The organism is Klebsiella sp. 141198, assembly GCF_050600785.1.
Taxonomy (GTDB): domain Bacteria; phylum Pseudomonadota; class Gammaproteobacteria; order Enterobacterales; family Enterobacteriaceae; genus Klebsiella; species Klebsiella aerogenes.
Genome location: NZ_JAQIRM010000005.1, coordinates 20,594 through 45,780, shown reverse-complemented (window position 1 = coordinate 45,780; position 25,187 = coordinate 20,594). Strand labels below are relative to the sequence as shown.

Annotated in this window: 23 protein-coding genes and 1 pseudogene; 19 read left to right on the top strand and 5 right to left on the bottom strand. The window is 55.5% G+C overall.

Going from position 1 to position 25,187, the window contains the following annotated elements; genetic code table 11:
- The first annotated feature begins 36 nt into the window (after positions 1-36).
- Genes PGR10_RS17965 through PGR10_RS17955 form a run of 3 tightly spaced genes read left to right on the top strand, consistent with a single transcriptional unit; the run spans position 37 to position 2,216 of the window.
- Positions 37-1,188 carry a double-cubane-cluster-containing anaerobic reductase gene (locus tag PGR10_RS17965; protein WP_213317805.1) on the top strand — a complete coding sequence of 384 codons (1,152 nt, stop codon included), beginning with the start codon at positions 37-39 and terminating at the stop codon, positions 1,186-1,188.
- A gap of 9 nt (positions 1,189-1,197) precedes the next feature.
- Positions 1,198-1,965, top strand: coding sequence for a putative 2-hydroxyacyl-CoA dehydratase activator YjiL (gene yjiL / locus PGR10_RS17960; protein WP_213317804.1), 768 nt, complete (start codon positions 1,198-1,200; stop codon positions 1,963-1,965).
- A complete protein-coding gene (locus tag PGR10_RS17955) occupies positions 1,962-2,216 on the top strand; it encodes a DUF3343 domain-containing protein (RefSeq protein ID WP_213317803.1) in 255 nt (84 codons plus the stop codon). Before yjiL ends, PGR10_RS17955 begins: the two co-directional genes overlap by 4 nt.
- On the opposite strand, the gene PGR10_RS17950 is transcribed toward PGR10_RS17955, so the two are convergent.
- From PGR10_RS17950 to PGR10_RS17935, 4 genes are all read right to left on the bottom strand, one after another.
- Positions 2,213-3,277 carry a DUF2955 domain-containing protein gene (locus tag PGR10_RS17950; RefSeq protein ID WP_213317802.1) on the bottom strand — a complete coding sequence of 355 codons (1,065 nt, stop codon included), beginning with the start codon at positions 3,275-3,277 and terminating at the stop codon, positions 2,213-2,215. The genes PGR10_RS17955 and PGR10_RS17950 overlap by 4 nt on opposite strands.
- Complete coding sequence (locus tag PGR10_RS17945; RefSeq protein ID WP_015368453.1) at positions 3,267-4,334, bottom strand: HlyD family secretion protein; 1,068 nt, start codon at positions 4,332-4,334, stop codon at positions 3,267-3,269. The genes PGR10_RS17950 and PGR10_RS17945 overlap by 11 nt, the downstream gene beginning before the upstream one ends.
- Positions 4,335-4,340: 6 nt before the next feature.
- Positions 4,341-4,805: a MarR family winged helix-turn-helix transcriptional regulator gene (locus PGR10_RS17940; protein ID WP_049047305.1), complete on the bottom strand. Its 465-nt coding sequence runs from the start codon at positions 4,803-4,805 to the stop codon at positions 4,341-4,343.
- A 149-nt stretch (positions 4,806-4,954) separates the two neighbouring features.
- The gene (locus PGR10_RS17935) at positions 4,955-5,119 is read right to left on the bottom strand and encodes a DUF1127 domain-containing protein (protein WP_064571553.1); all 165 of its coding nucleotides are present in this window, start codon (positions 5,117-5,119) and stop codon (positions 4,955-4,957) included.
- Positions 5,120-5,296: 177 nt separating this feature from the next.
- Between PGR10_RS17935 and PGR10_RS17930 the strand changes: the two genes are divergently transcribed.
- The 6 genes and pseudogenes from PGR10_RS17930 (at position 5,297) to symE (ending at position 15,049) form a co-directional block, all read left to right on the top strand.
- Complete coding sequence (locus PGR10_RS17930) at positions 5,297-6,709, top strand: PLP-dependent aminotransferase family protein (protein ID WP_213317801.1); 1,413 nt, start codon at positions 5,297-5,299, stop codon at positions 6,707-6,709.
- A gap of 194 nt (positions 6,710-6,903) precedes the next feature.
- Positions 6,904-8,070: pseudogene (locus tag PGR10_RS17925) on the top strand (restriction endonuclease).
- Positions 8,071-8,133: 63 nt separating this feature from the next.
- Positions 8,134-9,753 carry a type I restriction-modification system subunit M gene (locus PGR10_RS17920; RefSeq protein WP_430923883.1) on the top strand — a complete coding sequence of 540 codons (1,620 nt, stop codon included), beginning with the start codon at positions 8,134-8,136 and terminating at the stop codon, positions 9,751-9,753.
- Positions 9,743-11,131 (top strand): restriction endonuclease subunit S, encoded by a 1,389-nt coding sequence (locus tag PGR10_RS17915; RefSeq protein WP_430923881.1) that lies wholly within the window; start codon positions 9,743-9,745, stop codon positions 11,129-11,131. The genes PGR10_RS17920 and PGR10_RS17915 overlap by 11 nt, the downstream gene beginning before the upstream one ends.
- Positions 11,132-11,226: 95 nt before the next feature.
- Positions 11,227-14,490, top strand: coding sequence for a type I restriction endonuclease subunit R (locus PGR10_RS17910; protein WP_213292798.1), 3,264 nt, complete (start codon positions 11,227-11,229; stop codon positions 14,488-14,490).
- Between the two features lie 223 nt (positions 14,491-14,713).
- The gene (gene symE, locus PGR10_RS17905; protein ID WP_126034200.1) at positions 14,714-15,049 is read left to right on the top strand and encodes an endoribonuclease SymE; all 336 of its coding nucleotides are present in this window, start codon (positions 14,714-14,716) and stop codon (positions 15,047-15,049) included.
- Between the two features lie 55 nt (positions 15,050-15,104).
- Here symE and fosA read toward each other — a convergent pair whose 3' ends face one another.
- Positions 15,105-15,527, bottom strand: a complete 423-nt coding sequence (gene fosA / locus PGR10_RS17900) for a FosA5 family fosfomycin resistance glutathione transferase (protein ID WP_087858271.1) — start codon at positions 15,525-15,527, stop codon at positions 15,105-15,107.
- A 179-nt stretch (positions 15,528-15,706) separates the two neighbouring features.
- Here fosA and dagR point away from each other — a divergent pair, with 179 nt between their 5' ends.
- The 10 genes from dagR (at position 15,707) to PGR10_RS17850 (ending at position 25,121) form a co-directional block, all read left to right on the top strand.
- Positions 15,707-18,508 (top strand): transcriptional regulator DagR, encoded by a 2,802-nt coding sequence (dagR, locus tag PGR10_RS17895; protein ID WP_430923880.1) that lies wholly within the window; start codon positions 15,707-15,709, stop codon positions 18,506-18,508.
- A gap of 119 nt (positions 18,509-18,627) precedes the next feature.
- A complete protein-coding gene (locus tag PGR10_RS17890) occupies positions 18,628-19,056 on the top strand; it encodes a PTS sugar transporter subunit IIA (RefSeq protein ID WP_015368461.1) in 429 nt (142 codons plus the stop codon).
- Between the two features lie 10 nt (positions 19,057-19,066).
- Entirely contained in the window at positions 19,067-19,552 is a 486-nt protein-coding gene (locus PGR10_RS17885; RefSeq protein WP_315712487.1) for a PTS system mannose/fructose/N-acetylgalactosamine-transporter subunit IIB, read from the top strand.
- A gap of 25 nt (positions 19,553-19,577) precedes the next feature.
- On the top strand, positions 19,578-20,327 hold the full coding sequence (locus tag PGR10_RS17880) for a PTS mannose/fructose/sorbose/N-acetylgalactosamine transporter subunit IIC (protein ID WP_015368463.1): 750 nt from the start codon (positions 19,578-19,580) through the stop codon (positions 20,325-20,327).
- On the top strand, positions 20,324-21,184 hold the full coding sequence (locus PGR10_RS17875; protein WP_162182316.1) for a PTS system mannose/fructose/sorbose family transporter subunit IID: 861 nt from the start codon (positions 20,324-20,326) through the stop codon (positions 21,182-21,184). Before PGR10_RS17880 ends, PGR10_RS17875 begins: the two co-directional genes overlap by 4 nt.
- Before the next feature lie 3 nt (positions 21,185-21,187).
- Positions 21,188-22,297 carry a D-glucosaminate-6-phosphate ammonia lyase gene (gene dgaE / locus PGR10_RS17870; protein WP_308958284.1) on the top strand — a complete coding sequence of 370 codons (1,110 nt, stop codon included), beginning with the start codon at positions 21,188-21,190 and terminating at the stop codon, positions 22,295-22,297.
- The gene (dagF, locus tag PGR10_RS17865) at positions 22,284-23,030 is read left to right on the top strand and encodes a 2-dehydro-3-deoxy-phosphogluconate aldolase (protein ID WP_430923879.1); all 747 of its coding nucleotides are present in this window, start codon (positions 22,284-22,286) and stop codon (positions 23,028-23,030) included. The genes dgaE and dagF overlap by 14 nt, the downstream gene beginning before the upstream one ends.
- Before the next feature lie 166 nt (positions 23,031-23,196).
- Positions 23,197-23,781: a TetR/AcrR family transcriptional regulator gene (locus tag PGR10_RS17860; protein WP_015704263.1), complete on the top strand. Its 585-nt coding sequence runs from the start codon at positions 23,197-23,199 to the stop codon at positions 23,779-23,781.
- Between the two features lie 21 nt (positions 23,782-23,802).
- Positions 23,803-24,606, top strand: coding sequence for a winged helix-turn-helix domain-containing protein (locus PGR10_RS17855; RefSeq protein WP_430923878.1), 804 nt, complete (start codon positions 23,803-23,805; stop codon positions 24,604-24,606).
- The gene (locus tag PGR10_RS17850; RefSeq protein ID WP_015368469.1) at positions 24,603-25,121 is read left to right on the top strand and encodes a FidL-like protein; all 519 of its coding nucleotides are present in this window, start codon (positions 24,603-24,605) and stop codon (positions 25,119-25,121) included. The genes PGR10_RS17855 and PGR10_RS17850 overlap by 4 nt, the downstream gene beginning before the upstream one ends.
- Positions 25,122-25,187 lie beyond the last annotated feature (66 nt).

The following is a 25,187-nucleotide window of genomic DNA, read 5'->3' as shown; positions in this document are numbered from 1 at the left end:
TCTTTCATCATCTCCCGTGTACGGGGAAGGAAAATCATGTCGCTCATCACCGATCTACCCGCCCTCTTCGATCAATTCTCAGAAGCTCGCCAGAAAGGCTTTCTCAGCGTAATGGAACTCAAAGAGCAGAACGTACCGCTGGTCGGTACCTACTGCACTTTTATGCCCCAGGAGATAGCCATGGCGGCGGGCGCCGTGGTCGTCTCACTGTGTTCCACTTCTGATGAAACTATTGAAGAGGCGGAGAAAGACCTGCCGCGCAACCTCTGCCCACTGATTAAAAGCAGCTACGGCTTCGGCAAAACCGATAAATGCCCCTACTTTTATTTCTCCGATCTGGTGGTCGGCGAAACCACCTGCGACGGCAAAAAGAAGATGTACGAGTACATGGCCGAATTCAAGGCAGTACACGTAATGCAACTACCGAACAGCGCCAGCGACGCCACCTCCCGCGCGTTGTGGAAAGCGGAAATCAAACGCCTGCAGCAGGTCGTTGAAACCCGGTTTGCCACGCCCATTAGCGAAGCGGCGCTGCGTGAAGCCATCATACTGAAAAATTGCGAACGCCGGGCGCTGGCCAACTTCTATCGCCTCGGGCAACTCAATCCGCCGGCGCTTAGCGGCAGCGATATTCTGAAGGTGGTTTATGGCGCGACCTTCCGCTTCGACAAAAGCGCGCTGATTGACGAATTGAACGCGATGGCGGAACGTATCCATCAGCAATGGCAAGGAGGCCAACGGCTGGCGTCTCGTCCGCGTATTCTGATCACCGGCTGCCCGATCGGCGGCGCGGCGGAAAAAGTCGTCCGCGCTATCGAAGAAAACGGCGGCTGGGTGGTGGGCTACGAGAACTGTACCGGCGCGAAGGCCACCGAGCGCTGCGTGGCGGAAGATGGCGACGTCTACGATGCCTTAACCGATAAATATCTCGCCATCGGCTGCTCCTGTATTTCACCTAACGACCAGCGCCTGCAATTGCTAAGCCAGATGGTTGAGGAATACCAGGCCGACGGCGTGGTCGATGTCATTCTGCAGGCTTGCCATACCTACGCCGTGGAATCGCTGGCGATTAAGCGTCACGTTCGCCAGCGGCACGACATTCCTTATATCGCGATCGAGACCGATTATTCGACGGCAGATCTCGGCCAGCTCAGTACCCGCGTCGCCGCGTTTATCGAAATGCTATAAGGAGCAAGCGTGATCTACTCGGTAGGTATTGATTCCGGCTCCACCGCCACCAAAGGCATCCTACTGGCAGACGGCGCCATCGTGCGCCGTTTCCTCATTCCGACGCCCTTTCGCCCCACCGATGCCATTCACGAGGCCTGGGAGACGCTGCGCGCGGACCTCGCGACAACGCCTTTTTTAACCCTCACCGGCTATGGTCGCCAGTTGGTCGATTTCGCCGATAAACAAGTCACCGAGATTTCCTGTCACGGGCTCGGCGCGCGCCTGCTGGCGCCGGAAACCCGCGCGGTGATTGATATCGGCGGCCAGGACAGCAAAGTCATCCAGCTTGATGAGCAGGGCAACCTCAGCGACTTTCTGATGAATGACAAATGCGCCGCTGGTACTGGGCGCTTTCTGGAAGTTATTTCACGGACCCTCGGCGCCAGCGTCGACCAGTTGGACACTATTACCGAAGGCGTAGAACCGCACGCCATCACCAGCATGTGTACGGTTTTTGCCGAATCGGAAGTCATCAGCCTGCGTTCCGCCGGAGTCGCGCCGGAGTCAATTCTGGCCGGGGTGATCAACGCCATGGCGCGGCGCAGCGCGAACTTTATTGGCCGCTTATCGGCACAGGGGCCATTGTTGTTTACCGGCGGCGTCAGCCGCTGCGTCGCCTTCGCCCGCATGCTGGAGAAGCATGTTGGCATGCCGGTCGCGACCCATCCCGACGCCCAGTTTGCCGGGGCGATCGGCGCGGCGCTGATCGGCCAGCGCCAGCGGAGACGCGGATGAGCAAATATCTATTCTTATTCCATTCAACGGTGGGCGTCGTGCGGATGCGCAAAGCCCTGCAGGCGGCAGGGATGACCTTCGAGGTAAAAGATATTCCCCGCCAGCTGCGCAGCGGCTGCGGGCTGTGCGTATTGATTGAGGGGGGCGAAAAAACAGCGCGAAGTTGGATAATCGCCGGGCATACTGCGGCGCTTTATCAGCAAAACGGGGAAGCGTGGCGCTGCATCGCCCGCTTCCCGCAGGAGGATTAATCGGTGATCACAAACCGCGTCGGCGCGAAGCAGTTCAGTACCCGATGGACCAGAAACACCATAGTCAGCGTCGCCACCAGCGAGACCGTGACCGAAGTAATACGGTACAGGTCGCTGAACACCAGATCCTGATTCGGATGCAGGTTCTGGCCAAACATAATACCGATGGTGGTGATACTGGCGAAACCTACGCCCGCGCCCACTTTTTCCATCACGTGCAGGCGGGCACTAAAGGCCAGACCAAGACCAATTAGCGGCATCATCAGGATCATATGGTTGCTAAAATCATAGATAATCAACTGCACCACCAGAATGTACAGACAAGCCAGCACGACCCCCGCCACACGCCAGATCGAGCTTATCACCGCGCCGCGATAGTGCATCGGAAACAGGATCAGCACCCCGGCCATTAGCGCCGATAGCGAATCGCTCAGATCGCAGATCTGAAAGATCACAAAGATAATGGTCGCAACCGTGCCGGAAAGCAGCGATTCATGGCGGATCCGCGCGGCGTCTTTCTCTATGCGCGGCGGCGGCTTACGCGGTTCAACATCCGGGATCAAATAGTGCAGCAGCGCGCTCAGCGCCACCGCCATCACGCAGGCCTCCATATTGGAGAACATCAGCGTGTGCCAGTTGCTGGTGGGATAGCTCATAAAATTGAGCATCGTGCTCTGGCACACCACGCCCATCGATCCCAGCAGGAACAGCGGCCCCTGGCTCATAAAGCGAAAACGCATCACGTACAGACCAAAGACGACTAATGTCATAATTACAGGCCACTGCGACAGATAGCCGACGATGAGCACCATTTCGACGCAATTAACCGCCGCGCTGAATACAAACTGCCGGGCGACGTGGCGGTTGAACACCGGCACCAGCGACATCAGCATCAGCGGATAAACGACGAAAAACACGCCGTACTGCACGTCGTAGAAGGTCGAAATACTCAGCGCGATGGTCCCGGCGACGGCAATGCGTACCGTCTGGCGAAAATCATTGGCCGTATAGACGATATTGCCGTGCGGGGTAAAGACGTGCGCCAGGGTGTTAATAGACATAGTGCAACCAGCTCACCAGGTGGATCTGCAGGCCGGCAAAGGTGCGGGCGAAAGGTCCGTCGCTATTGTACAACTGCACCGTAGCGCGGGCGCCGGTCGGCAGCGGCTTATCCAGAGGTTGATCCAGCGCGACGTGAATCCGCATGCGCTGCGCATCGCGCACCCAGCGAGTGGACTGCTCAGGCTGCGACAGTTGGCCATTCACCGCTTCCTGACCGGCAAGAATACCGGCATCGCTGCTGGTCACGTGCGCCGGGAAGACTTTACCCGGCAGGGCATCGAACACTACCGCCGCATCGGTATTCACCGCCGTATGGCGCAGGCTTTTTTCACGAAAGTCGGCGACGATATCGGTATTGTTGTTAACCAGCGCCAGCACGGCGGTGGCGGCGGTGGCGTAAATACCCGGATTAAGCTGCAGGTTGCTGACCATACCGTCGGTCTCAGCGCGCACCTGGGTCCAGCCGAGGTTGAGCTGCGCCTCTTCCAGCGCGTTGCGGTATTTCTGCAGCGTCACGTTGCGCTTGTCGTCGCGCTCGCCACGCTGGATCAGCAGGTTCTGAATTTGCGCATTCAGGGCGCTGACCGATTGTTCGCTGGTCTGCCATGTCGTGCGCACCTTATCGAGATCCGATTGCGACACGTTTTGCATGGTGCTCAGGCGCTGGTAGCGGTCGAGAGTGACTTTGTCATTACGCGCGGTGTACTGCGCGGTGCGCAGGTTGGCGCGAGCGGCGGCGATTTGCGCATCCAGCTGCTGGTTACTCAGTTTGGCCTGTTCAAGAGCGATTTGCGCCGCTTCAACTTTATTAATGAATGGCGTGGGATCGAGCTCATACAGCAGGTCGCCCTTTTTCACCTGGCTATTGTTGTGCACGTAGACGTGCGAGACGTAGCCGGAGACCCGCGACGAGACCGGAGTCACCACGCGCATCACGGTGGAATCCGGGGTTAGCGGGATCCAGATATCGGCAACGATAAACCAGGCGAATATCACCAGGAAAGCGGCAATACTTACCCTTACCCAGCGGGCAAATTTTTGTTCTGGCGTCATCATAGTTTTTTAGATCTTGTTATCTTCTTCGCGGATTGTCCGCAAGTTGCAGGCGATTTGATTTAACGTGGCGCTGAAGGTGTCGAGGTCCGCATCGGGGATGGTTTCCGTCACGCGCTGTTGATAAGTCTCAATGACGCGGTTCAGCTTTTCCAGGATAGTACGGCCTTCTGCCGTCAGCGTAAGCAGGCGGATGCGTTTGTCATATGGCGATGTTGAGCGCAGTAGATACCCCTGCTTTTCCAGCTGCGTAAGGGTGCGCATCAGCGGCGGCAGCTCAATACCCTGCACTTCCGCCAGTTCGCTTACCGAGACGTTGCACCCCAGCTGATGCAGCTGCATCAGCACCGTCCAGCTTGACTGGGTCAGGCCGGTATCGGTAATGGCGCTGTCGATAATCGCGCGCCACTGGCGCACCACCATCGCCATGCGCATCCCCATCGGGCGGCGGGCAAACAGTTCGTCTTCGGTCATGTTACTTTCCTCACTTAGCTGTGGGGAAAAATAATACTTATCAGGGTAAGTATCAAGAAACGATGGGAGTAGAAGCATCAATTGATAAATTTTGTGAATGTAATTCCCCGGTAGCGCTGACGCTTACCGGGGCTACAAAAAAGCACTTTTTAATTGATCTGATCCCGGCGCAACCCGACATCTTTCAGCTGTTCGTCGCTCATTCGCTGCAATACTTTGCGCGTTTGCCCACGAAGCCACCATTTTCTAATTGCTCGCGCCAGAAATACCCAGCCGATAAACGGCTGTTTTGCCCGATTCTCGTGAAATTCCATCCTCTACCTCCTCGCCTTGCCAGAGGCTTTATCTTCACGGATCCGGGCCTGAACAATACAGATTCACAAAACACTTTTCTTTAACATACAGATTGGCTAAAACGTACACCATGCCCCATTTTTGACCGCCATCTGTACTGGTTTATCTATCTGTATGGCAATTACTAAGGATACAGCATGACCCGTTACCAACATCTGGCCAGCCTGCTGGCCGAGCGTATCGAACAAGGGCTGTATCGCCAGGGCGAAAAGCTGCCGTCGGTGCGCAGCCTGAGCCAGGAGCATGGCGTCAGCATCAGTACCGTTCAGCAGGCCTACCAGACGCTGGAACAGCAACAGTTGATCGTGCCGCAGCCGCGCTCCGGCTATTTCGTCGCCCCGCGCAAAGCCCAAGCGCCGGTGCCGCCGATGTCGCGCCCGGTGCAGCGCCCGGTGGAGATCACCCAGTGGGACCAGGTGTTGACCATGCTCGATGCGCGCAATGATAAATCAATCATTACCTTCGGCGGCGGCTCGCCGGACGTCACCCAGCCTAGTCTTAAGCCTATCTGGCGCGAACTCAGCCGGGCAATTCAGCACAACCTCAGCGAAGTGCTCAACTACGACGAACTGGCCGGGCGTCGCGAACTACGCGAACAGATCGCCCGCCTGATGCTCGACGGCGGATCGGTCGTCACCGCCGACGATCTACTGATCACCAGCGGCTGCCACAGCGCACTATCGCTGGCGCTGCTGTCGGTGTGTCATCCCGGCGATATCGTCGCCGTCGAATCCCCCTGCTACTACGGCACCATGCAAATACTACGCGGCCTGGGGCTGAAAGCCATTGAGATCCCAACCGATCCGGAATCCGGGATCAGCATCGAGGCCTTAGAGCTGGCGCTGGATCAGTGGCCAATTAAAGGGGTAATTCTGGTACCCAACTGCAACAATCCGCTGGGATACATCATGCCTGACGCGCGCAAACGCGCGGTGCTGTCTCTTGCCCAGCGCCATGATATCGTGATTTTTGAGGATGATATTTACGGCGAGCTGGCGACCGAATACCCGCGCCCGCGTACGATTCATTCATGGGATATCGACGGTCGGGTGATACTTTGCAGCTCGTTTACCAAGACCATCGCCCCCGGCCTGCGCATCGGCTGGATTGCCCCCGGTCGCTACTACGATCGTCTGCTGCAGATGAAGTACGCCGCCAGCGGCACTAACGTCCCTTCAACCCAACTGGCGGCCTGTAACTTTATTCGCGAAGGCCATTACCACCGCCACGTGCGGCGGATGCGGCAGATCTATCAGCGTAATATGGAGATCTATACCTGCTGGCTGCGGGAGTTTTTCCCCTGCGGCATCTGCGTTACCCGGCCGAAAGGCGGCTTTATGCTGTGGGTCGAGCTACCGGAGCAGGTGGATATGGTCTGCGTCGCCAAGCAGCTGTGTCGGCTGAAGATCCAGGTCGCGCCGGGATCGCTGTTTTCAGCATCCGGGAAGTATCGCAACTGCTTAAGGATCAACTGCGCCCTGCCGCCGATCGAGAAGCATAAAGAGGTGATGGTCAAGCTGGGGGAAGCGGTGAAAGTGGCAATGGAGTGAGGCTCTGGTGTCCCCACCGTCTACGAACCGGTAGCCCGGACAAGGCGCGGCAAGCGCCGCCTCCGGGATAAACACACTTACCATAAGCCAGGCAAGCAATAGAATGAAATTTAACGGATTTAGTGATAGCCGGCCCGCCATAAGCCTTTATAAAATGGCATGATGCCGTACATTGCTTTAGCGAAGGAATTGCCATGCGAAATTATAAAGTCATCACGCCATTGTTTCCGACCTACGACCAAACCCGAGCGATGATGAAAGCCGTAACAGGATGCTCTGTAAAATCGGTCCGTAATATGATCTCCGCCATTCAGGAACAGACCGGCACCCCGTAGAACCCGGTAGACTGGTCAGAACCGGACCACTGGATTAAGGAACGACTAAGCGGAGAAGATGCCAAAATAGCCTGGCAAATCTGGAATACCGATAACCATATACTTAACCCCCGCCACAGCTATGGCTGTTATATGTTTATCAATAATCCGCTATTCGATTTGATGCAGACCGATGAGGATGGTGGCTGGCATCCCAGTGAACAGGGACGCTTATTCCTCGCTCACGATGAAGCGACGCTGCGTAAACTGGACGATATTGAAGGCATGCTGCAGCTACTGGAATTGCTCGCCGGTCGCGAACAGGCCCGGCGCGCCGATCTGCTTCCGGAATGGCAGGCTTTCTTGCATCAGCACTCTAAATTCGCCTCTCCAAGTTCAGTTAAAACAACGCTCTATGCCCGGCTTTACAATCTGGTCGAGCGCGAACTTATTACTCGTGAAGGCATGAGCTACAAGATCACCGAAGCAGGAAGAAAGTGGCTTGGCAAAGCGCTGCCAGAACGGCAAACCGACCCGCGCAAAGAACTTCTGGATGCAGTGAAGCGCTACAATCAACAGCAAAAAGAGCTGTTGCGTGAACAGATCTCCACGATGAATCCCTACAAGTTTGAACATCTGGTGGCTCAGTTGCTGGAAGCGATGGGCTATGAGCAAGTCGAAGTGACCAAAGCCTCCGGCGATAAAGGCGTGGATGTGGTCGGTAAAGTGCAGGTTGGCATCACCACCATTACCGAAGTGGTGCAGGTGAAGCGGATGCAAAATACCATTACCCGCCCGTTTATCGATCAGCTGCGCGGCGCATTGCCCTACCACAAAGCCATTCGCGGCACGCTTATCACCACCGGAAAATTTGCGGCAAAATGCACAGAAGCGGCGTTATTCCCCGGTGCCGCGCCGATTACGCTGATCGACGGCGATCGCCTGCTGGAACTGTTGATTGAAAACAACGTCGGGATCAGACGCAGTAATGCCGTTGAATTGCTCGACGTAGACTTACAGCTGTTTGATGAGCTGGAGATTGAGTAGAGGGCGAACTTCACCGCTTTTACCGTTACAATAGCCAGCAAATTTTTCCAGAACGAGTTCATCATGGCCAAAGCACCAACTAAAAAAGCCAAAGCAAAGAAAGGCTTTGAAGACACATTATGGGATACCGCGAACCAGCTTCGCGGCAGCGTGGAATCCTCCGAGTACAAGCACGTGGTGCTGAGCCTCGTGTTCCTCAAATTTATTAGCGATAAGTTTGAAGCCCGCCGTCAGAAGATGAAAGACGAGGGACAGGGCGATTTCCTTGAAATGGAAGTCTTCTATCAGCAGGACAACATCTTCTATCTGCCGGAAGAGGCGCGCTGGACGTTCATCAAGCAAAATGCCAAGCAGGATGATATCGCCGTACGCATTGATACTGCGCTCTCCACCATTGAGAAGCGCAACCCGACGCTGAAAGGCGCGCTGCCGGACAACTACTTCAGCCGCCAGAATCTGGAAACCAAGAAGCTGGCGTCGCTTATCGACACCATCGATAACATCGAAACGCTGGCCCACGAAACCGACGTCGAAGCGCTGTCGAAAGAAGACCTGGTCGGTCGCGTGTACGAGTATTTCCTCGGCAAGTTTGCCGCCACCGAGGGCAAAGGCGGCGGCGAGTTCTATACGCCAAAATGCGTGGTGACGTTGCTGACCGAAATGCTCGAACCGTTCCAGGGTAAAATTTATGACCCTTGCTGCGGCTCAGCGGGGATGTTTGTCCAGTCGGTGAAGTTTGTCGAAAGTCATCAGGGGAAAAGCCGTGATATCGCCCTGTACGGTCAGGAGCTGACGGCCACCACCTACAAGCTGGCGAAGATGAACCTTGCCATTCGCGGCCTTTCCGCCAACCTCGGCGAACGCCCGGCGGACACCTTCTTCAGCGACCAGCACCCGGATCTGAAAGCCGACTATGTTCTGGCCAACCCGCCGTTTAACCTGAAAGACTGGCGTAACGACGCCGAGCTGACCAAAGATCCGCGCTTTGCTGGCTACCGTACGCCGCCGACCGGTAACGCCAACTACGGCTGGATTCTGCATATGCTTTCCAAGCTGTCGGCCAACGGCACCGCCGGTTTTGTGCTGGCGAACGGCTCGATGAGTTCCAACACCAGCGGCGAAGGCGAGATCCGCGCGCAGATGATCGAAAACGATCTGATCGATTGCATGATTGCCCTGCCCGGCCAGCTGTTCTTCACCACCCAGATCCCGGTGTGCCTGTGGTTTATGACCAAGTCGAAAGCGGCCGATCCAGCCAAAGGCTATCGTAACCGTCAGGGCGAAACGCTGTTTATCGATGCGCGTAACCTTGGCACCATGATCAACCGCACCACCAAAGAGCTGACGGCGGAGGATATCGCCACCATCGCCGATACCTACCATGCCTGGCGCAGCACGCCGGAAGAGCTGGCCGAACGCGTTAAGCGCGGCGACAGCAAGCTGGCGCAGTACGAAGACCAGGCCGGGTTCTGCAAGGTCGCGACTATTGAAGAGATCAAGGCTAACGACTATGTGCTGACCCCGGGCCGCTACGTCGGCGCCGCCGAGCAGGAGGACGACGGCGTGGCGTTTGAAACCAAAATGCGCGAGCTGTCGCAGACGTTGTTTGCGCAGATGAAGCAGGCGGAAGAACTGGATAAAGCCATTCGCCAGAACCTGGAGGCGCTGGGTTATGGGGAGTAAGTGGAAAACATCTTTTTTAACCGACCATTACATTATTAGCTCAGGTCTTTCCAAGCCAGCTAAAGACTTTGGCACGGGTTACCCGTTCTTATCCTTTAAGGATATTTTTTATAATTATTTCCTACCTGACTCACTTACGCAATTAGTGCAGAGTACTGATAAAGAAAGAGCCACTTGCTCAGTAAGACGCGGTGATGTTTTTCTTACTCGCACAAGCGAAACGATGCATGAACTAGGTATGAGTTCTGTAGCATTAAAAGATTATGCTGATGCCACGTTCAATGGCTTTTGCAAAAGATTGCGCCCGAAGGAATCTTCTGAATTAGAGCCAGAGTATGTTGGTTATTATTTGCGTAGCCCTATATTTAGACAGGGCATGCTTGCCTTTTCTACAATGTCCACCCGAGCTAGTCTCAATAATGAAATGATTAGTCGGCTAGAAATAAGTTATCCCGACCGTAAAACACAAAAAAAGATAGCAAATACCCTACTTTCTCTTGATAAAAAAATAGCACTATCAAGAGCAATCAACCAAACCCTAGAACAAATGTCCCAAACCCTGTTCAAATCCTGGTTTGTGGATTTCGACCCGGTGATTGATAACGTGCTGGATGCGGGAAACTCAATCCCGGAAGCGCTGCAATCTCGCGCCAAACTGCGTCAAAAAGTCCGCAATAGTGCAGATTTCAAACCACTTCCGGCGGATATTCGTGCTCTGTTCCCGGCTGAATTTGAAGAAACAGAGCTGGGTTGGGTACCAAAGGGGTGGGAGAGCGTGACTTTCGATTCATTCTGTGATTTGATTCAGAGTGGGGGAACACCTTCAAGAAAGGAAACATCATTCTGGAATGAAGGTACAATAAAATGGCTTTCATCTGGCGAAGTGAAAGGAAAAATAGTATTAGATACAAAAGAAAAAATCACAGATATTGGATTACTAAATAGCTCAGCGAAATTATGGGCAAAGTATACAACCGTTGTTGCAATGTACGGTGCAACTGCGGGAGAAGTGTGTCTTATTGGCGATAAGATGACAGCCAACCAAGCATGTTGTGGATTGTATTCAGAAAAATATCCATTCTATGTCTATAATTTTGTCAGCGATAAAGCATATGAATTAGCATCAAAAGCTACGGGCTCAGCGCAACAGAATCTTAATAAACTTATAATATCCTCAACAAAATTTACACGTCCCTCTAATGCGATAATTTCTATATTTGAAGATAATGTAGCCCCATTATTTATGAACTGGTTTTCTAATACAGCTGAAAATAATACTTTAACCGCCCTCCGCGACACCCTGCTCCCCAAACTTATCTCCGGCGAGCTCTCCCTGGAGGATCTCCCGGATTTAGTAACCCAAACCGAACCCGCTTAATGCATTTTGCCCCTGTTAAATCAGGGGCTTTCTGGTAAGGTTTTCTTTCGTTACAGGAACCTTTACCAGAAAAACAGCCAGGGCCGGAGCGAGATATGCATCTCTCATTCAGTGAAGCGAAGTTAGAACAAGCCATTATCGAACTGCTACAGGAACAGGGCTATCAGCACCTGATCGGCGATGATGTGCCGCGTTCAAGCCTCGATCAGGTGATTATCGAAGACGATCTTCGCCACTATCTCGCCTCTCGCTATCAGATTGACGGCATCACCGAAGCGGAAATCCAGCGGCTGATTAAGCAGCTCACCACGCTGCCCGCTTCCGATCTTTACGAAAGCAATAAAACCTTCTGCGCCTGGCTGGCGAATGGTTTCTTGTTTAAACGCGACGATCGTCAGCAGAAAGATCTCTATATCGAACTGCTCGATACCCGGCATCTTTCTGCGGCACTACGTGAATTATTCAATGCCGAAGAGGTTCCGCTGCAACAGGCAGCAGAACCGTCGGCGACCTATCTTGTCAAGCCGCTGAACCGTCTTAAGGTCGTCAATCAACTGACTATCTCCGGCAAAGAAAACCAGCCGCGTATCCCGGACGCCATTCTGTATATTAATGGCCTGCCGCTGGTGGTCTTTGAATTTAAAAGCGCGGTGCGCGAGCAGGAAGCCAATATTGGCGATGCATATAAGCAGCTCTGCACCCGCTACCGTCGCGATATTCCGCAGCTGTTTGTCTATAACGCGCTGTGCATTATCAGCGATGGAGTCAATAACCGCATGGGCAACCTGTTTGCGCCGTACGAGTATTTCTACTCCTGGCGCAAAGTTACCGGCAATGAGAACCGCGAGCAGGACGGCATCCCTTCCCTGCACTCAATGATTCAGGGGCTGTTTCATCCGGTCCGCCTGCTGGACGTGATCAAAAACTTTATCTGCTTCCCGGATAAAGCCAAACACGAAGTAAAAATTTGCTGCCGCTACCCGCAGTACTATGCGGCGCGCAAGCTGTACTACAGCATCGAACGGGCGCGTAAACCTTTCGGTGACGGTAAGGGCGGCACCTACTTTGGCGCGACCGGCTGCGGCAAGAGCTACACCATGCAGTTCTTAACCCGCCTGCTGATGAAAAGCGTCGAGTTCGCCAGCCCGACGATCGTGCTGATCACCGATCGCACCGATCTGGACGATCAGCTCTCGGCGCAAATGTGCAATGCCAAAAACTATATTGGCGACGACACCGTGGTGCCCGTCACCAGCCGCGACGATCTGCGGGAGAAGCTGGCTGGTCGCAACAGCGGCGGCGTCTTCCTGACCACTATCCATAAATTTACCGAAGATACCGAACTGCTCTCCAGGCGCAGCAATATCATCTGTATTTCCGACGAAGCGCACCGCAGCCAGGTCAACCTCGATCAGAAAGTGATCGTCGATAAAGAAAACGGCAAGGTGCGCAAAACTTACGGTTTCGCCAAATATCTGCACGACTCGTTGCCACAGGCTACCTATGTTGGCTTTACCGGTACCCCTATCGACGCCACGATGGAAGTCTTTGGCAACATCGTCGACAGCTACACCATGACCGAATCCGTGCAGGATGAGATCACCGTGCGCATCGTCTATGAAGGCCGCGCCGCGAAGGTCATCCTCGATGCCCGCAAGCTGGAAGAGGTGGAAAAGTATTACGAAGAGTGCGCCAATGCGGGCACCAACGAGTGGCAAATCGACGAGAGCAAAAAAGCCAGCGCCACTATGAACGCCATTCTCGGTGATGAAGACCGCCTGAAAGCGCTGGCGGAAGACTTTGCTAAACACTATGAAAAGCGCGTCGCCGAAGGCTCCACGGTGAAAGGTAAAGCGATGTTTGTCTGCGCCAGCCGGGAAATTGCCTGGGATTTCTATCGTCAATTAAAAGACTTTCGTCCGGCATGGTTTGAGGTGAAACAAGCGCCAGACGGTATAGAGCTTACCGAGCAGGAGCTGAAGGAACTGCCGCCATCCGAAATGGTCAAGATGGTAATGACCCGCGGCAAAGACGATAGCGTACAACTGTACGATCTGCTGGGCAGCAAAGAGTACCGCAAAGAGCTGGATAAACAGTTCAAAAACGACAAATCGAATTTCAAAATCGCCATCGTGGTGGACATGTGGCTGACCGGTTTTGACGTGCCGGAGCTGGACACCATTTATATCGATAAGCCGCTGCAAAAGCATAACCTGATCCAGACCATCTCCCGCGTTAACCGCAAGCTGGAAGGCAAAAGTAAAGGGCTGGTCGTCGACTATATCGGCATTAAGCGCCAGATGAACCAGGCGCTGGCGATGTATTCCCGCATTGACGCCACTAACTTTGAAGATATCCAGCAGTCAGTGATTGAGGTGAAAAACCATCTCGAACTGCTGGCGCAGGTTTTGCACGACTTCGACAGCCGGGCTTACTTCACAGGAGAACCGCAGGCGCAGCTGGCCTGCCTGAATCAGGCGGCAGAGTTTGTCATGCGCACTCAGAAGACAGAGCGCCGCTTTATGGGGCTGGTGAAGCGCCTGAAAGCGGCCTACGACGTCTGCTGCGGCAGCGAAGCGCTTTCGCAGACCGAGCGCGACTACATTCACTTTTATATTGCCGTGCGCTCCATCGTCTTCAAGCTGACCAAAGGCGACGCACCGGACGTGACCCAAATGAACGCCCGCGTACGCGAGATGATTGCCGATGCGCTGAAGGCCGACGGCGTGGAAGAGTTGTTTTTCCTTGGCGACAAAAAAGCGGAGTCGATCGATATTTTCGACGACGATTATCTGGCGCGTATCAATAAGATCAAACTGCCGGCAACCAAAATTCAGCTGCTGCAAAAGCTGCTGGAAAAAGCCATTAGCGACTTTAAAAAGATCAACCAGCTTCAGGGGATCAATTTCACCCGCCGTTTCCAGTCAATTATGGATAAATATAACGAACGCCGGGAGGATGATGTTCTCAATGGTGAAGAGTTCGATACCTTCAGTCAGGAAATGACCGATATTATCTACGATATTAAAACCGAAATGGGTACCTATGCCGAAATGGGGATTGATATCGAAGAGAAAGCTTTTTACGACATTCTGGCGCATATGCGCGATAAGTATCAATTCACCTATGAGGATGACAAGATGCTGGCGCTGGCGAAAGAGATGAAGGCGGTGGTCGATAATACCTCGAAGTATCCGGACTGGAGCAAGCGTGATGATATCAAGGCGAAACTGAAGGTGGAGTTGATCCTGCTGCTGCACAAACACAAGTTCCCGCCGGTGGCGAATGATGATGTATATATGGGCGTGCTGGCGCAGGCGGAGAATTTTAAGCAGCACCATAGTCATACGCTGCACTAATTTCATTGCCGGATGGCGCTTTGCTTATCCGGCCTACTTTATATTTCCCTTCAATTTAATCCCCGTATTTATATTTCCAGTAACACCTTTATTATTGTCCATTTTTAGCTGGCTTTATTTTTATTTACTGGGTAGATTTACAGGTGTTATTTAACGCGGTGTGGCCGTGCTGCAACACGACCACATCGCTAATCACAACCACTATTCTCGGAGAATAGCCATCATGACTACCCCGCATTCTATTGCAGAATTCACCGATCCAGAAGTCTCCCCGGCCGTTAGTCGTCAATTAACCGTGAGTTATGCGACTCGTCATCCTGATTATCAGCGTATTCCGGCGTTGACCATGAAGGGTCAGTGGCTGGAGGCGGCAGGTTTTGCCACCGGTACCGCAGTGGATCTCAAGGTGATGAACGGCTGTATCGTGATTACCGCCAAACCAACAGAGCCGGAGCTCACCGCCGCTTTGCGTCAGGTCAGCAAGCTGTCGGCGCGTAAGCAAAAACAGGTACAGGCGTTAATCGACGCCATCGTCGGGCAAAAGCAGAAGCTGGCATAGTTTATTCTCCCCGGTGGCGCTGCGCTTACCGGGGCTACAGGTTCCCAGCTGCCACTTACTCATCCTCAAAAAACACCATCCCCTTATACGGCTGCTCGCGACAGGCGGCCAGGCGCTGGGCGAGGCTGCCGACGTGCAATTCCAGCTTATGGCCGTCGGGGTCGAGGAAATAGTGCGATTCGCCTTCGCTACGGTTTAGCTTCCATACCGCTACGCCAGCGACCTCAAGACGGGCGGCAAAGCTGGCAAAATCCGCCTCGCTGATGCTAAAGGCATAATGGGTGTAGTCGCTCTCCTCCGGCGGAGTGACGCGCCGCTGCGGATCCAGCGACAGGCACAGCCACAGATCGCCGCAGGAAAGATACGCGCCGCTATCCCAGCGCGCGTGCAGCGTCATGCCAAGTAGCTGATGATAAAACGCCACGCTCGGCGCCAGCTGGCTGACCGCCAGGGTCAGATGATTTAATCCGCTCAACATATCTGTTCCTCCGGTGAGATGCGCTAACCATATCCAATCCCACCCTAAACCACCATTGTGGCAGTGAAAGGACACTCAGTAGATATCGTTATGGCCGCCAACTTCGCCCCCGGTCTCTTTCTGACGCCGCGTAATAGTGTATGTTCTCAACTATCGACATTGAACAACCCGGTAACGAGATGAGACGTATTGAGATAGTACTGCGGGAGCTGGAGAGGCTGAGCCAGGCCGTGACGCTGGAGGATTTAGCCAGGGGCTCGAACGCCTTCACCGCAGAGCAAATCGGCTTTAACCTCGGGCTGGCGCGCAACTCGGTGAGTAAAGATCTCAATCAGCTGTGGAGTGACGGGCTGGTGATTAAAACGCGCGGCCGCCCGGTGTTCTTTTTACATCGCCGGACGACGGAAACGCTGCTCGACCGTACGCTGACGGAAAGCGAACGCGAGCCGGCGACTCTCGCCGATCTCCTGCCGCAGCCGCAAGATAACAATGAGGCTGTCGATCCGTTCGCCATGCTGATCGGCCACGATCGCAGCCTGCACGATGCCGTGGAAAAAGGGAAAGCCGCAGTATTGTATCCCCACGGGCTGCACGTCCTGCTGACCGGCCCTTCCGGCGTGGGTAAAACCTTTTTTGCCGAGCTGATGCACCGCTACGCCTGCGAGCATGCCGGTGAAAAACGGCCGCCGCTGGTCTACTTCAACTGCGCGGAATACGCCAACAACCCGGAGCTGCTGTCATCGCATCTCTTTGGCCACCGTCAGGGCGCCTTTACCGGGGCGACGGAAAACAAAAGCGGGCTAATCGAACAGGCCGACGGCGGCTATCTGCTGCTGGATGAAGTGCATCGCCTGCCCTATGAAGGGCAGGAAAAGCTCTTTTCGCTGCTGGATAAAGGCGAATATCGCCCGCTCGGCGCCAGTGGTCCGGCGCGCAATATCGCCGTCCGTCTGATCTGCGCCACCACCGAGCCCGTCAGCTCATCGCTATTACGTACCTTTCAGCGGCGTATTCAGGTCGCTATCGATTTACCCGGCATCCGCCAGCGTTCAGTTGAAGAGCAGATCGAACTGATCATCGGCTTTTTACAACGTGAAAGCCGCAAGATCGAACGCACGGTAAGCGTAGATAAACCCTTGCTGCTGTGGCTGCTGAACAAGCCGCTGGAGGGCAATATCGGCCAGCTCAAAAGCGATATCCAGTTTTTGTGCGCCCAGGCATGGGCCTCGGGGATGGCGGCCCATAACGAAGTATTGCTACTGGATAGCAAACTGGCGGACGGCCCGATCAATGCCACGCCGGAGCAACGACAGCTGGTCGATGCGCTGTTTAACGGCCGTCCCCTGCTAAACATCGATGCCCGTACTCTTCCGCAGTTGAAAAGTTCAGCGGCCGATGACAGCGTCGAGGAGAGCGACCTGTTCTACAGCTTCCTGACCCGCGAGTACGTTAACCTGCGCAACAGCAACGTGCCGCCCGCCGAGACGCTGGCGATCCTTAAAAATAAGCTCAGTTCGATTTTTGAATATGGCCTCTATAGCCGCGATAACGCCAGCCATGCCCCGCGCTATGGCGATCGGATTGAAGAGCGGGTGGATCTGCTGATCGGTTACGTTGAGCAGGTACTCGGCTTCGCCCTGCCGGAAAACCTGGTCAACCCGCTGCGTAAACACTTTCTCGCTCTCATCAGCTACGTACAACGCGGCCTGATCCCGCAGTTATACTCTTCGAGTCTGATCCTCGATCGCTGCAAAGATGAATACGATAACGCCACTCTGTTGTGCAAGAAGATCAACGATCTGCTGCATATCCAGTGCCCGGCCACCGAGGTGGTCTGGCTGTGCCTGTTCCTCAAAGAGTGCCGCCATTACCGCCAACGCATCAACGCCAGCCCGGACTGCGGGGCGATCCTCATTGCCCATGGCGCCACTACGGCCACCAGCATGGCGCAGTACGTCAATCGGGTGCTGGAGCGCGAATTGTTCAACGCTATCGACATGCCGTTCGAACAATCGGTGCACGATACGCTGGAAAAGCTGATCCAGTTGATCCACAGCAAAGGCTGGCAGCGGCTGATCCTGATGGTAGACATCGGATCGCTGGTTCATTTCGGTAGCACCATCAGCAAACTGTTCCAGATTGATGTCCTGCTGATGCCGAATATCACCCTGACCAGCCTGCTGGAGATCGGTCTCGATCTCAGCTACGAAACCGGCGATCTGCCGCGGTTGGTCAATCTGATGCAGGAAAAAGGCATCGCCAGCCAGCTGTGCACGCCGCAGCAGGAGAACGCCGGCAAGGTGCTGGTGATCTCCTGCATTACCGGCATGGGTACGGCAGAAAAAATCAAAAAGGTGCTGGAGGAGAGCTTTGGCGAGCTGATGTCGCAGGATACCCGGATGGTTATCCTCGATTACAACGAAGTTCGCAGCCCGGAGCGCCTGCAGCAGGCGATCAGGGCGCATGAACGGCTGGCGGGTATTGTCGGGACATTCCAGCCGGGGCTGCCCGATATCCCGTTTATCTCGCTGGAGGAGCTGTTTTCCGAGCAGGGACCGGAGCTGGTGCTCAGCCTGCTGACTCCCAATCTGTCCAGCAGTGAACGTCGTCTGGAGATGGAGCGCAGCGCTTCACGGTTTATCAGCGCCCTGACCATGGAAAGCATTATCAACCATATTTCGGTGCTCAATCCGCAGCGCATATTAAAAGAAATGGAAGGGATCCTGAACCATCTCAGGAACGCGTTGGCCATCGCGCCTAACCGCCAGGTGACACTACGCTTTCTGATCCACTGCTGCTGTATGGTCGAGCGTATCGTGATTAACCGTAAACCGTTACAGATGGCGCTGGAAACGCGGCCGGATATGGACGCTCAGGCATTTAGTGTCATCAAATCGGCTTTCCAGCCGGTTGAAGAGGCCTATGCCATCCGTTTATCCGATGCCGAGTACATTTATATCTACGAATTATTATTTAGTTAACGCCTGTTCTGGCGCGGCTTTGCGGCCCGCCAGCCTTTTCCTCTTTGGTAGATGACACAAATTGTGGCACGCGCTTTGCTCTTATTAGTGCGTCAACGATTCGGCGCCAGGAGGCCACTTTGTCATCCACTGAACCTACCACCCAGTTACCCCAGATTCTGCTGCTGACGCACGGCGGCTGGGGCACGCAACTTTGCGACAGTCTGCGCATGGTGACCGGCGAAATCGCCGGCGTCAGCGAAATCGCGCTTATGCCAGTCGATACCCTCGGCGAGTTTTATCAGCGCGTCGAAGCGGCCGTGCAGGCGATGCCGGCAGGCTCGCTGATTTTGACCGATTTTCTCGGCGGCACTACCTCCAACGTCGCCGCGCGCTTGAGCGCGGATTACCCCATCGCCGTCGTCTGCGGGCTCAACGCCTCGCTGCTGCTGGAGGCGTTGGATCTGCGCGAGCAGGGCCCGCTCACCGGCTGCGTTAATGCGCTGGTCGAAGCAGGACGCAGCAGCTGCCGCGACGTTGTCGCCCACGTGAACCAGTTAACCTCTTAAGGAGCCCATCATGGCAAAAATCGTTTTATGTCGTATCGATAGCCGTCTGATCCACGGTCAGGTCGTCACCAAATGGGTCGGCCAGTCGCAGGCCAATCGTATCGCCGTGGTCAGCGACGAGCTGGATGCCGATCCGTTTATGAAAAATATCTATTTAATGGCCGCGCCGCCGAACATCAAAGTCGACTGTTACAGCAACGCCAGCTTCGCCGCCGCCTGGAAAGAGAATCAGCTCGGCGATGGCAATGTGCTGGTGCTATTCCCGTCGCTATCGGCCATTCAGGAAGCCGTCCAGTTGGGCTTTGACGTGCAGACGATTCAGGTTGGCGGGCTGGGCGGCGGGCCGAACCGCAAGGCCGTGTTCCAGAACATCACCCTTGATGAAAAAGATGTCGGCATCCTCGGCGCTCTGAAGGATAGCGGCATTCAGGTGTTCTTTCAGACCATCCCGGAAGATAAACCACAGTCACTGGACGACATCCTGAAAAAATTCTAACCAGTTGATAAAAAGGTAAAAAACTATGGATACCTTACTTTTTGCGAGCCTGATGGGGTTGTATTACTGGTTCGCCCGATTACGTTTAGGCTATACCTTCTCCGCCATGTTGCTGCAACCCGTGGTGATCGCAGTATTCGTCGGCCTGCTGCTGGGCGATATGAAAACCGCGATGATCATCGGCGCGGGTATGCAGCTGGTCTATCTTGGAGTGACCTCCACGCCGGGCGGCAACGTGCCGTCGGACCCGGCGCTGGCCGCCTGTATCGCCATTCCGATCGCCGTGAAGGCCGGGATGGAGCCCAACCTGGCGATCGCGCTGGCGATCCCGTTTGGCGTCATCGGGGTATTCCTCGATCAGCTGCGCCGCACGCTCAACGCCGCGTGGGTGCACATGGCCGACAAACACGCCGAAAGCGCCAACATGGCGGGCATCATGCGCTGCGCCTTTATCTATCCGGCGCTGCTGGGGCTGGTGCTGCGCTTCCCGGTGGTCTTCGCCGCCAACTACTTTGGCCAAAGCGTAGTGGAAAAATTCCTCAAACTGATGCCGCACTGGCTGACCCACTCCTTTGAAATTATGGGCGGTATCCTGCCGGCGCTGGGATTTGCCATCACCATCATGGTGATCGGCAAAAAGAGCCTGCTGCCGTGGTTTATCGGCGGATTTTTCGCGGTGCTCTACCTGAAGGTGGACATCATGGCGATGGCGATTTTCGGTACCTGCGTCGCCTTCCTGATTAAAGGCCTGGCCAAAAATGAAGGAGCTGCATGATGAGTAGCGATGTAATGGAACATGAACTGGTTGAACGCGCCCGCGAAACCCAGGCGCTGAGCAAAGCCGATATCACCAAAGCCTGGCTGATTTACTGGCTGGGGGCGGAGGTATCCAGCTCCTACGAACGTCTGCAGAGCCTGATTTTCTGCGCCTCAATGACGCCCATTATCAAAAAGCTGTACCCGGAAAAAGAGGAGCAGACCGAGGCGCTCAAACGCCACCTGAACTTCTTTAACTCGGAGCAAACTTTCGGCTCGGTTATCCAGGGTATCTCCATCGCCATGGAGGAGCAGAAAACCCGCGGCGAGCCGATCAGCGACGCTTCAATCACCGGGATAAAAACCGGCCTGATGGGCCCGCTGGCCGGGATGGGCGACTCGATTATCTGGGCCGCGGTGATGCCGTTGCTGATTGCGATTTTCATCCCCTTCGCCGCCAGCGGCAGCGCGTTCGGCGGGATCGCCCCGCTGATCCTCTACCCGGCGATCACCATGGCGATAAGCTACGGGCTGGTGCATAAAGGCTACACCCTGGGCCGTGACTCCATTATCGGCCTGCTGCAAGGGGGGCGAATTAAAGAATTGATTTACGGCGCCAACGTACTGGGTCTCATCATGATGGGTGCGCTGTCGGCAAGCTATGTCAAAATCACTACCCCGCTGAAAATCAGCGCGCTTAAAGGCTCGGAAGTGGTGGTCCAGCAGATCCTCGACTCGATAGCCCCCGGTCTGCTGCCGCTGGCGGCGGTGTTCGCTATCTATTTCTACTTACTGAAAAAAGGGCCGCGCTACACCACCATTTTACTGTCGATAGTCGCTATCAGCATCGTCTGCTCGCTGTTGGGAGTGCTGTAAATCATGAACGGCAATATCTACCAGCAACTGGGCTTAAAACGGGTGATTAACGCCTGCGGCAAAATGACCATCCTCGGCGTGTCCGCCGTCGACCCGCAAGTGATGCAGGCCACCGCGCAGGCGGCGGGAGCCTTCGTCGAAATCGATAAATTAACCGACCGCGCGGGCGAACTGGTTTCCGCCCACACCGGCGCGGAAGACAGCTATATCACCTCCTGCGCCTCCGCCGGTATCGCCATCGCCGTCGCGGCGGCGATCACCCGCGGCGAGCCGGAAAAGGTGGCGCAGATGCCGGACAGCAGCCAGTGGCCGAACGAGATAGTGATACTGCGCGGGCATAATGTCGATTACGGCGCACCAATCACCAGCGCTATCCGCCTCGGCGGCGGGCGCATTGTCGAAGTCGGCTCCAGCAATCTGGCGGCACGCTGGCAGCTGGAGAGCGCGGTGAACGCACGCACGGCGGCGCTACTGTATGTGAAATCCCACCATTGCGTGCAAAAAGGGATGCTCGGTATTGACGATTTCGTGCAGGTCGCCCGCCAGCATAATCTGCCGCTGATCGTCGATGCCGCCGCCGAAGAAGATCTGCGCCAGTGGGTCGCCAGCGGCGCGGACATGGTTATCTACAGCGGGGCGAAAGCCTTTAACGCCCCAACCTCAGGCTTTATTAGCGGCAAGCGCAACTGGATCGCCGCTTGTAAAGCCCAACACCACGGCATCGCGCGGGCGATGAAAATCGGCAAAGAGAATATGGTCGGTCTCGTCTACGCGCTGGACCGTTACCGGACGGCGGCGCCGGCGCCTGATGCCGACGCGCTGCGCCCGTACGCCGAAACGATATCCGCGCTACGCGGCCTGCGCGCCGTAATCGAGCAGGATGAAGCCGGGCGCGCCATCTGGCGCATTCGGGTCAGCATCGACGCCAATGAACTGGGACTGAGCGCCCGTGAGGTTGAAGCCCAGCTACGCGGCGGCGATATCGCTATTTACGCCCGCCGCTACTATCTGCATGAGGGTCATTTTAGCCTTGACCCTCGCACCGTCGGCGAAGGAGAAATGTCGCTCATCGTCGCGCGCTTACAGGAGATTACGCAGCATGCAGCGGATTAACTTTTATCGCCAGCGGGTGGCGATTAACGTGCTGGCGAAGGACATCGCCAACGCCCGGGAAATCTATGACGCCGCTGAAGGGCACGCGGTGATTGGCGTACTCTCGGCGCAATTTACCAGCGTCGAACAAGGTGTTGCAGAAGTGCGCCGCTGGATGGCGGAAGTGCCTTCTATTTCCGTCGGTCTCGGCGCCGGCGATCCGGCGCAGTTTTACAAAGCGGCAATGATCGCCGCGCAGGTCCACCCCGCTCACGTCAACCAGACCTTCACCGGCAGCGGTTTTGCCGCCGGGGAGCTGGCGGCGACCGGCGGCCAGCAGACCTTTATTAATGCGCTGGTCAGCCCCAGCGGCACGCCCGGTGAAGTACGCATCTCCACCGGCGTGCGCAGCGCCCAGGGCATTCCGGCCCAGGTATCCTGCGATGCGGCGGTCAGAATGATGCAGGATATGGGCGCGCATGCGGCTAAATTTTTCCCGATGGGCGGCGAAAAGTCGCTGGCGGAGCTGAAAGCGCTCGCCCAAAGCGCGGTAGAAAACGGTATGACGCTGATTGAGCCCACCGGGGGCATCGATCTCGATAACTTTGCGCTGATTCTACAAACCTGCCTGCAGGCCGGCGTCGCGCAGGTCATGCCGCATATTTATAGTTCCATTATCGATCCGCAAAGCGGCAATACCCGCCCGCAAGATGTCCATGCTCTGATGAACATCGTCAAGGAACTGGTCGATTAATCCTCCCGCGCGTGCGGTGTAGGCCACTATTACCGCACGCGCTAACTTCCTGATCTGCTGAAGGTCACTGTCAATCTGTGAGCCTCCACGCAATAACGACATCCCGCCGTCCGAAGCGCCCTCTCATATTGATAGCGATCAAGAATAATCATACCGTCTGGTCGGTATGATTCGGGCCATGAACATGGAAGCCCAGCATCGTAAAAAAGACCCCGTCCGTCTGCATCGTCAACTGCTTGAATCCGCAGCGATGATCGCCGGTCGGGATGGTATTGCCGCCCTGTCGCTAAACGCCGTCGCCCGCGAAGCTGGTGTCAGCAAAGGCGGGCTCATGCACCATTTTCCCAATAAACAGGCGCTGATTTTCGCCCTGTTCGCCCGGCTGTTGGCGATTATGGAAAAGGCGATTAGCGAGCTGATGGCCGCCGATAACATCGCTTATGGACGCTTTACCCGCGCCTATTTGCGCTATCTGTCCAACCCGGAGCTGACGGATACCCACGAGAGCCGCCAGCTGATGGTGCTGTCGTTGGCGATGCCGGACGAACCGGTGCTGCGAAAATGCTGGCGCGACTGGATGCTGGATCATCTGGCGCAGGGCGATGCGCTCGACAACGGCCCGACCGGCACGCTGGTGCGCTACGCCGCCGACGGCATCTGGTTATCGGAACTGACCGAAGGGCGCACCATGAGCAGCGAACACCGCCAGGCGCTGGTAAACGATCTGACAAAAATGACGCTTCCCGCGTGAAGCGAGTAGAGTGAGGCCGCGATGCGCTACAACATCAATGCCCGTCTCATTTATGACGCAACGGACGGCACCCTAACATTACCGGGCGGCAATGAGCCGGATAGTCAGCTATCCATTACCGCCAACGCGCTGCTCTATTTCTTTCTTCGCCATACCGGCGTTGTCAGTCGCGATGAAGTGTTGAAAAAGGTCTGGGACGATAACGGCTTAACCTCATCCAACAGCAATCTCAATCAATACCTGAGCATGCTGCGCAAAACCTTCCGCCACTACGATATCGATAACATTATTGTCACCGTGTCGCGCGGCATGCTGCAGCTGAATCAGGATCTCAGCATCGAACCGCTCGACGCCGAGCCGACGCCCGCCGATGCCGTTCTCACATGCGATACGCCTGATGAAGCCGCCCCCGCTGCGGCGCCAACGCCGCCCACCGCTTCTCTACATGCGCGCGGTATGTGCTGGTATCTGGCCGGCGGCTGTCTGCTGCTCATCGCCCTGCTGCTGGTGGCATTTAGTCTCGCCGGCACCCATGTCGCCCGGCCAATCAATCTGACGCTGATGAGCCACAGCCAGTGCGAACTGCTGGCCAGCGATGAAATGCTGCGTTCGGTTTCCGCCACGGCCTACGGTAAGAATTTTGATGAGGTGCGTCAGCGGCTGAAGCTCAGCTGCAAGCCGGGGGAGCGTTTCGTTTTCTTCTACGGCGACCGGCTGGAGACTAACGGCCTGGGCCGGGTATTTCTCGCCCACTGCGCGATGCACGAAGACAACCCATTTAGCTATTGCGATAACTACTTTTACTACTCCTGGAAGCCGCAATGAGACTCGCGCCCCGCCCCTTTTTCGCCCTTTCCGCCCTCGCGTTTATCGCCGCCGCCGGTTTTAGCGCCTGGCGCCTGCTGCCGGATGCCAACGACGGCGTGATGAGCTGTTCCACCAAAGCGATCATGCGTTTTGAGAACATGGAAAAAGAGAATGTGAACGGCAATATTCATTTTAATTTTGCCGCCAACGGCAACGGTTCGATGGTGGTGGAAGGCTATACCGACTCCGCCGCCGGCTGGCTCTACCTGCAGCGCTACGTCAAATTCAGCTACACCAGCCAACGCATCTCGGCAACCGAACGCCACTACCGCATTAAAAAATGGGAATCCAGCGCCTCATCCATCGACGAATCGCCGAATGTCATCTTCGACTACTTCATGCGCGAGATGTCCGACAGCCACGATGGCCTGTTCCTCAACGCGCAGAAGCTTAACGACAAAGCTATCCTGCTGAGTTCTATCAACTCGCCGCTCTACATCTGCACGCTGAAGTCCGGCAGCACGCTTAACTAACCCGTCCCCCCCTGTACCGCCGCGAGGAAAATGCGCCCTCGCTCACGCGCCATTATTGCCCCCTCT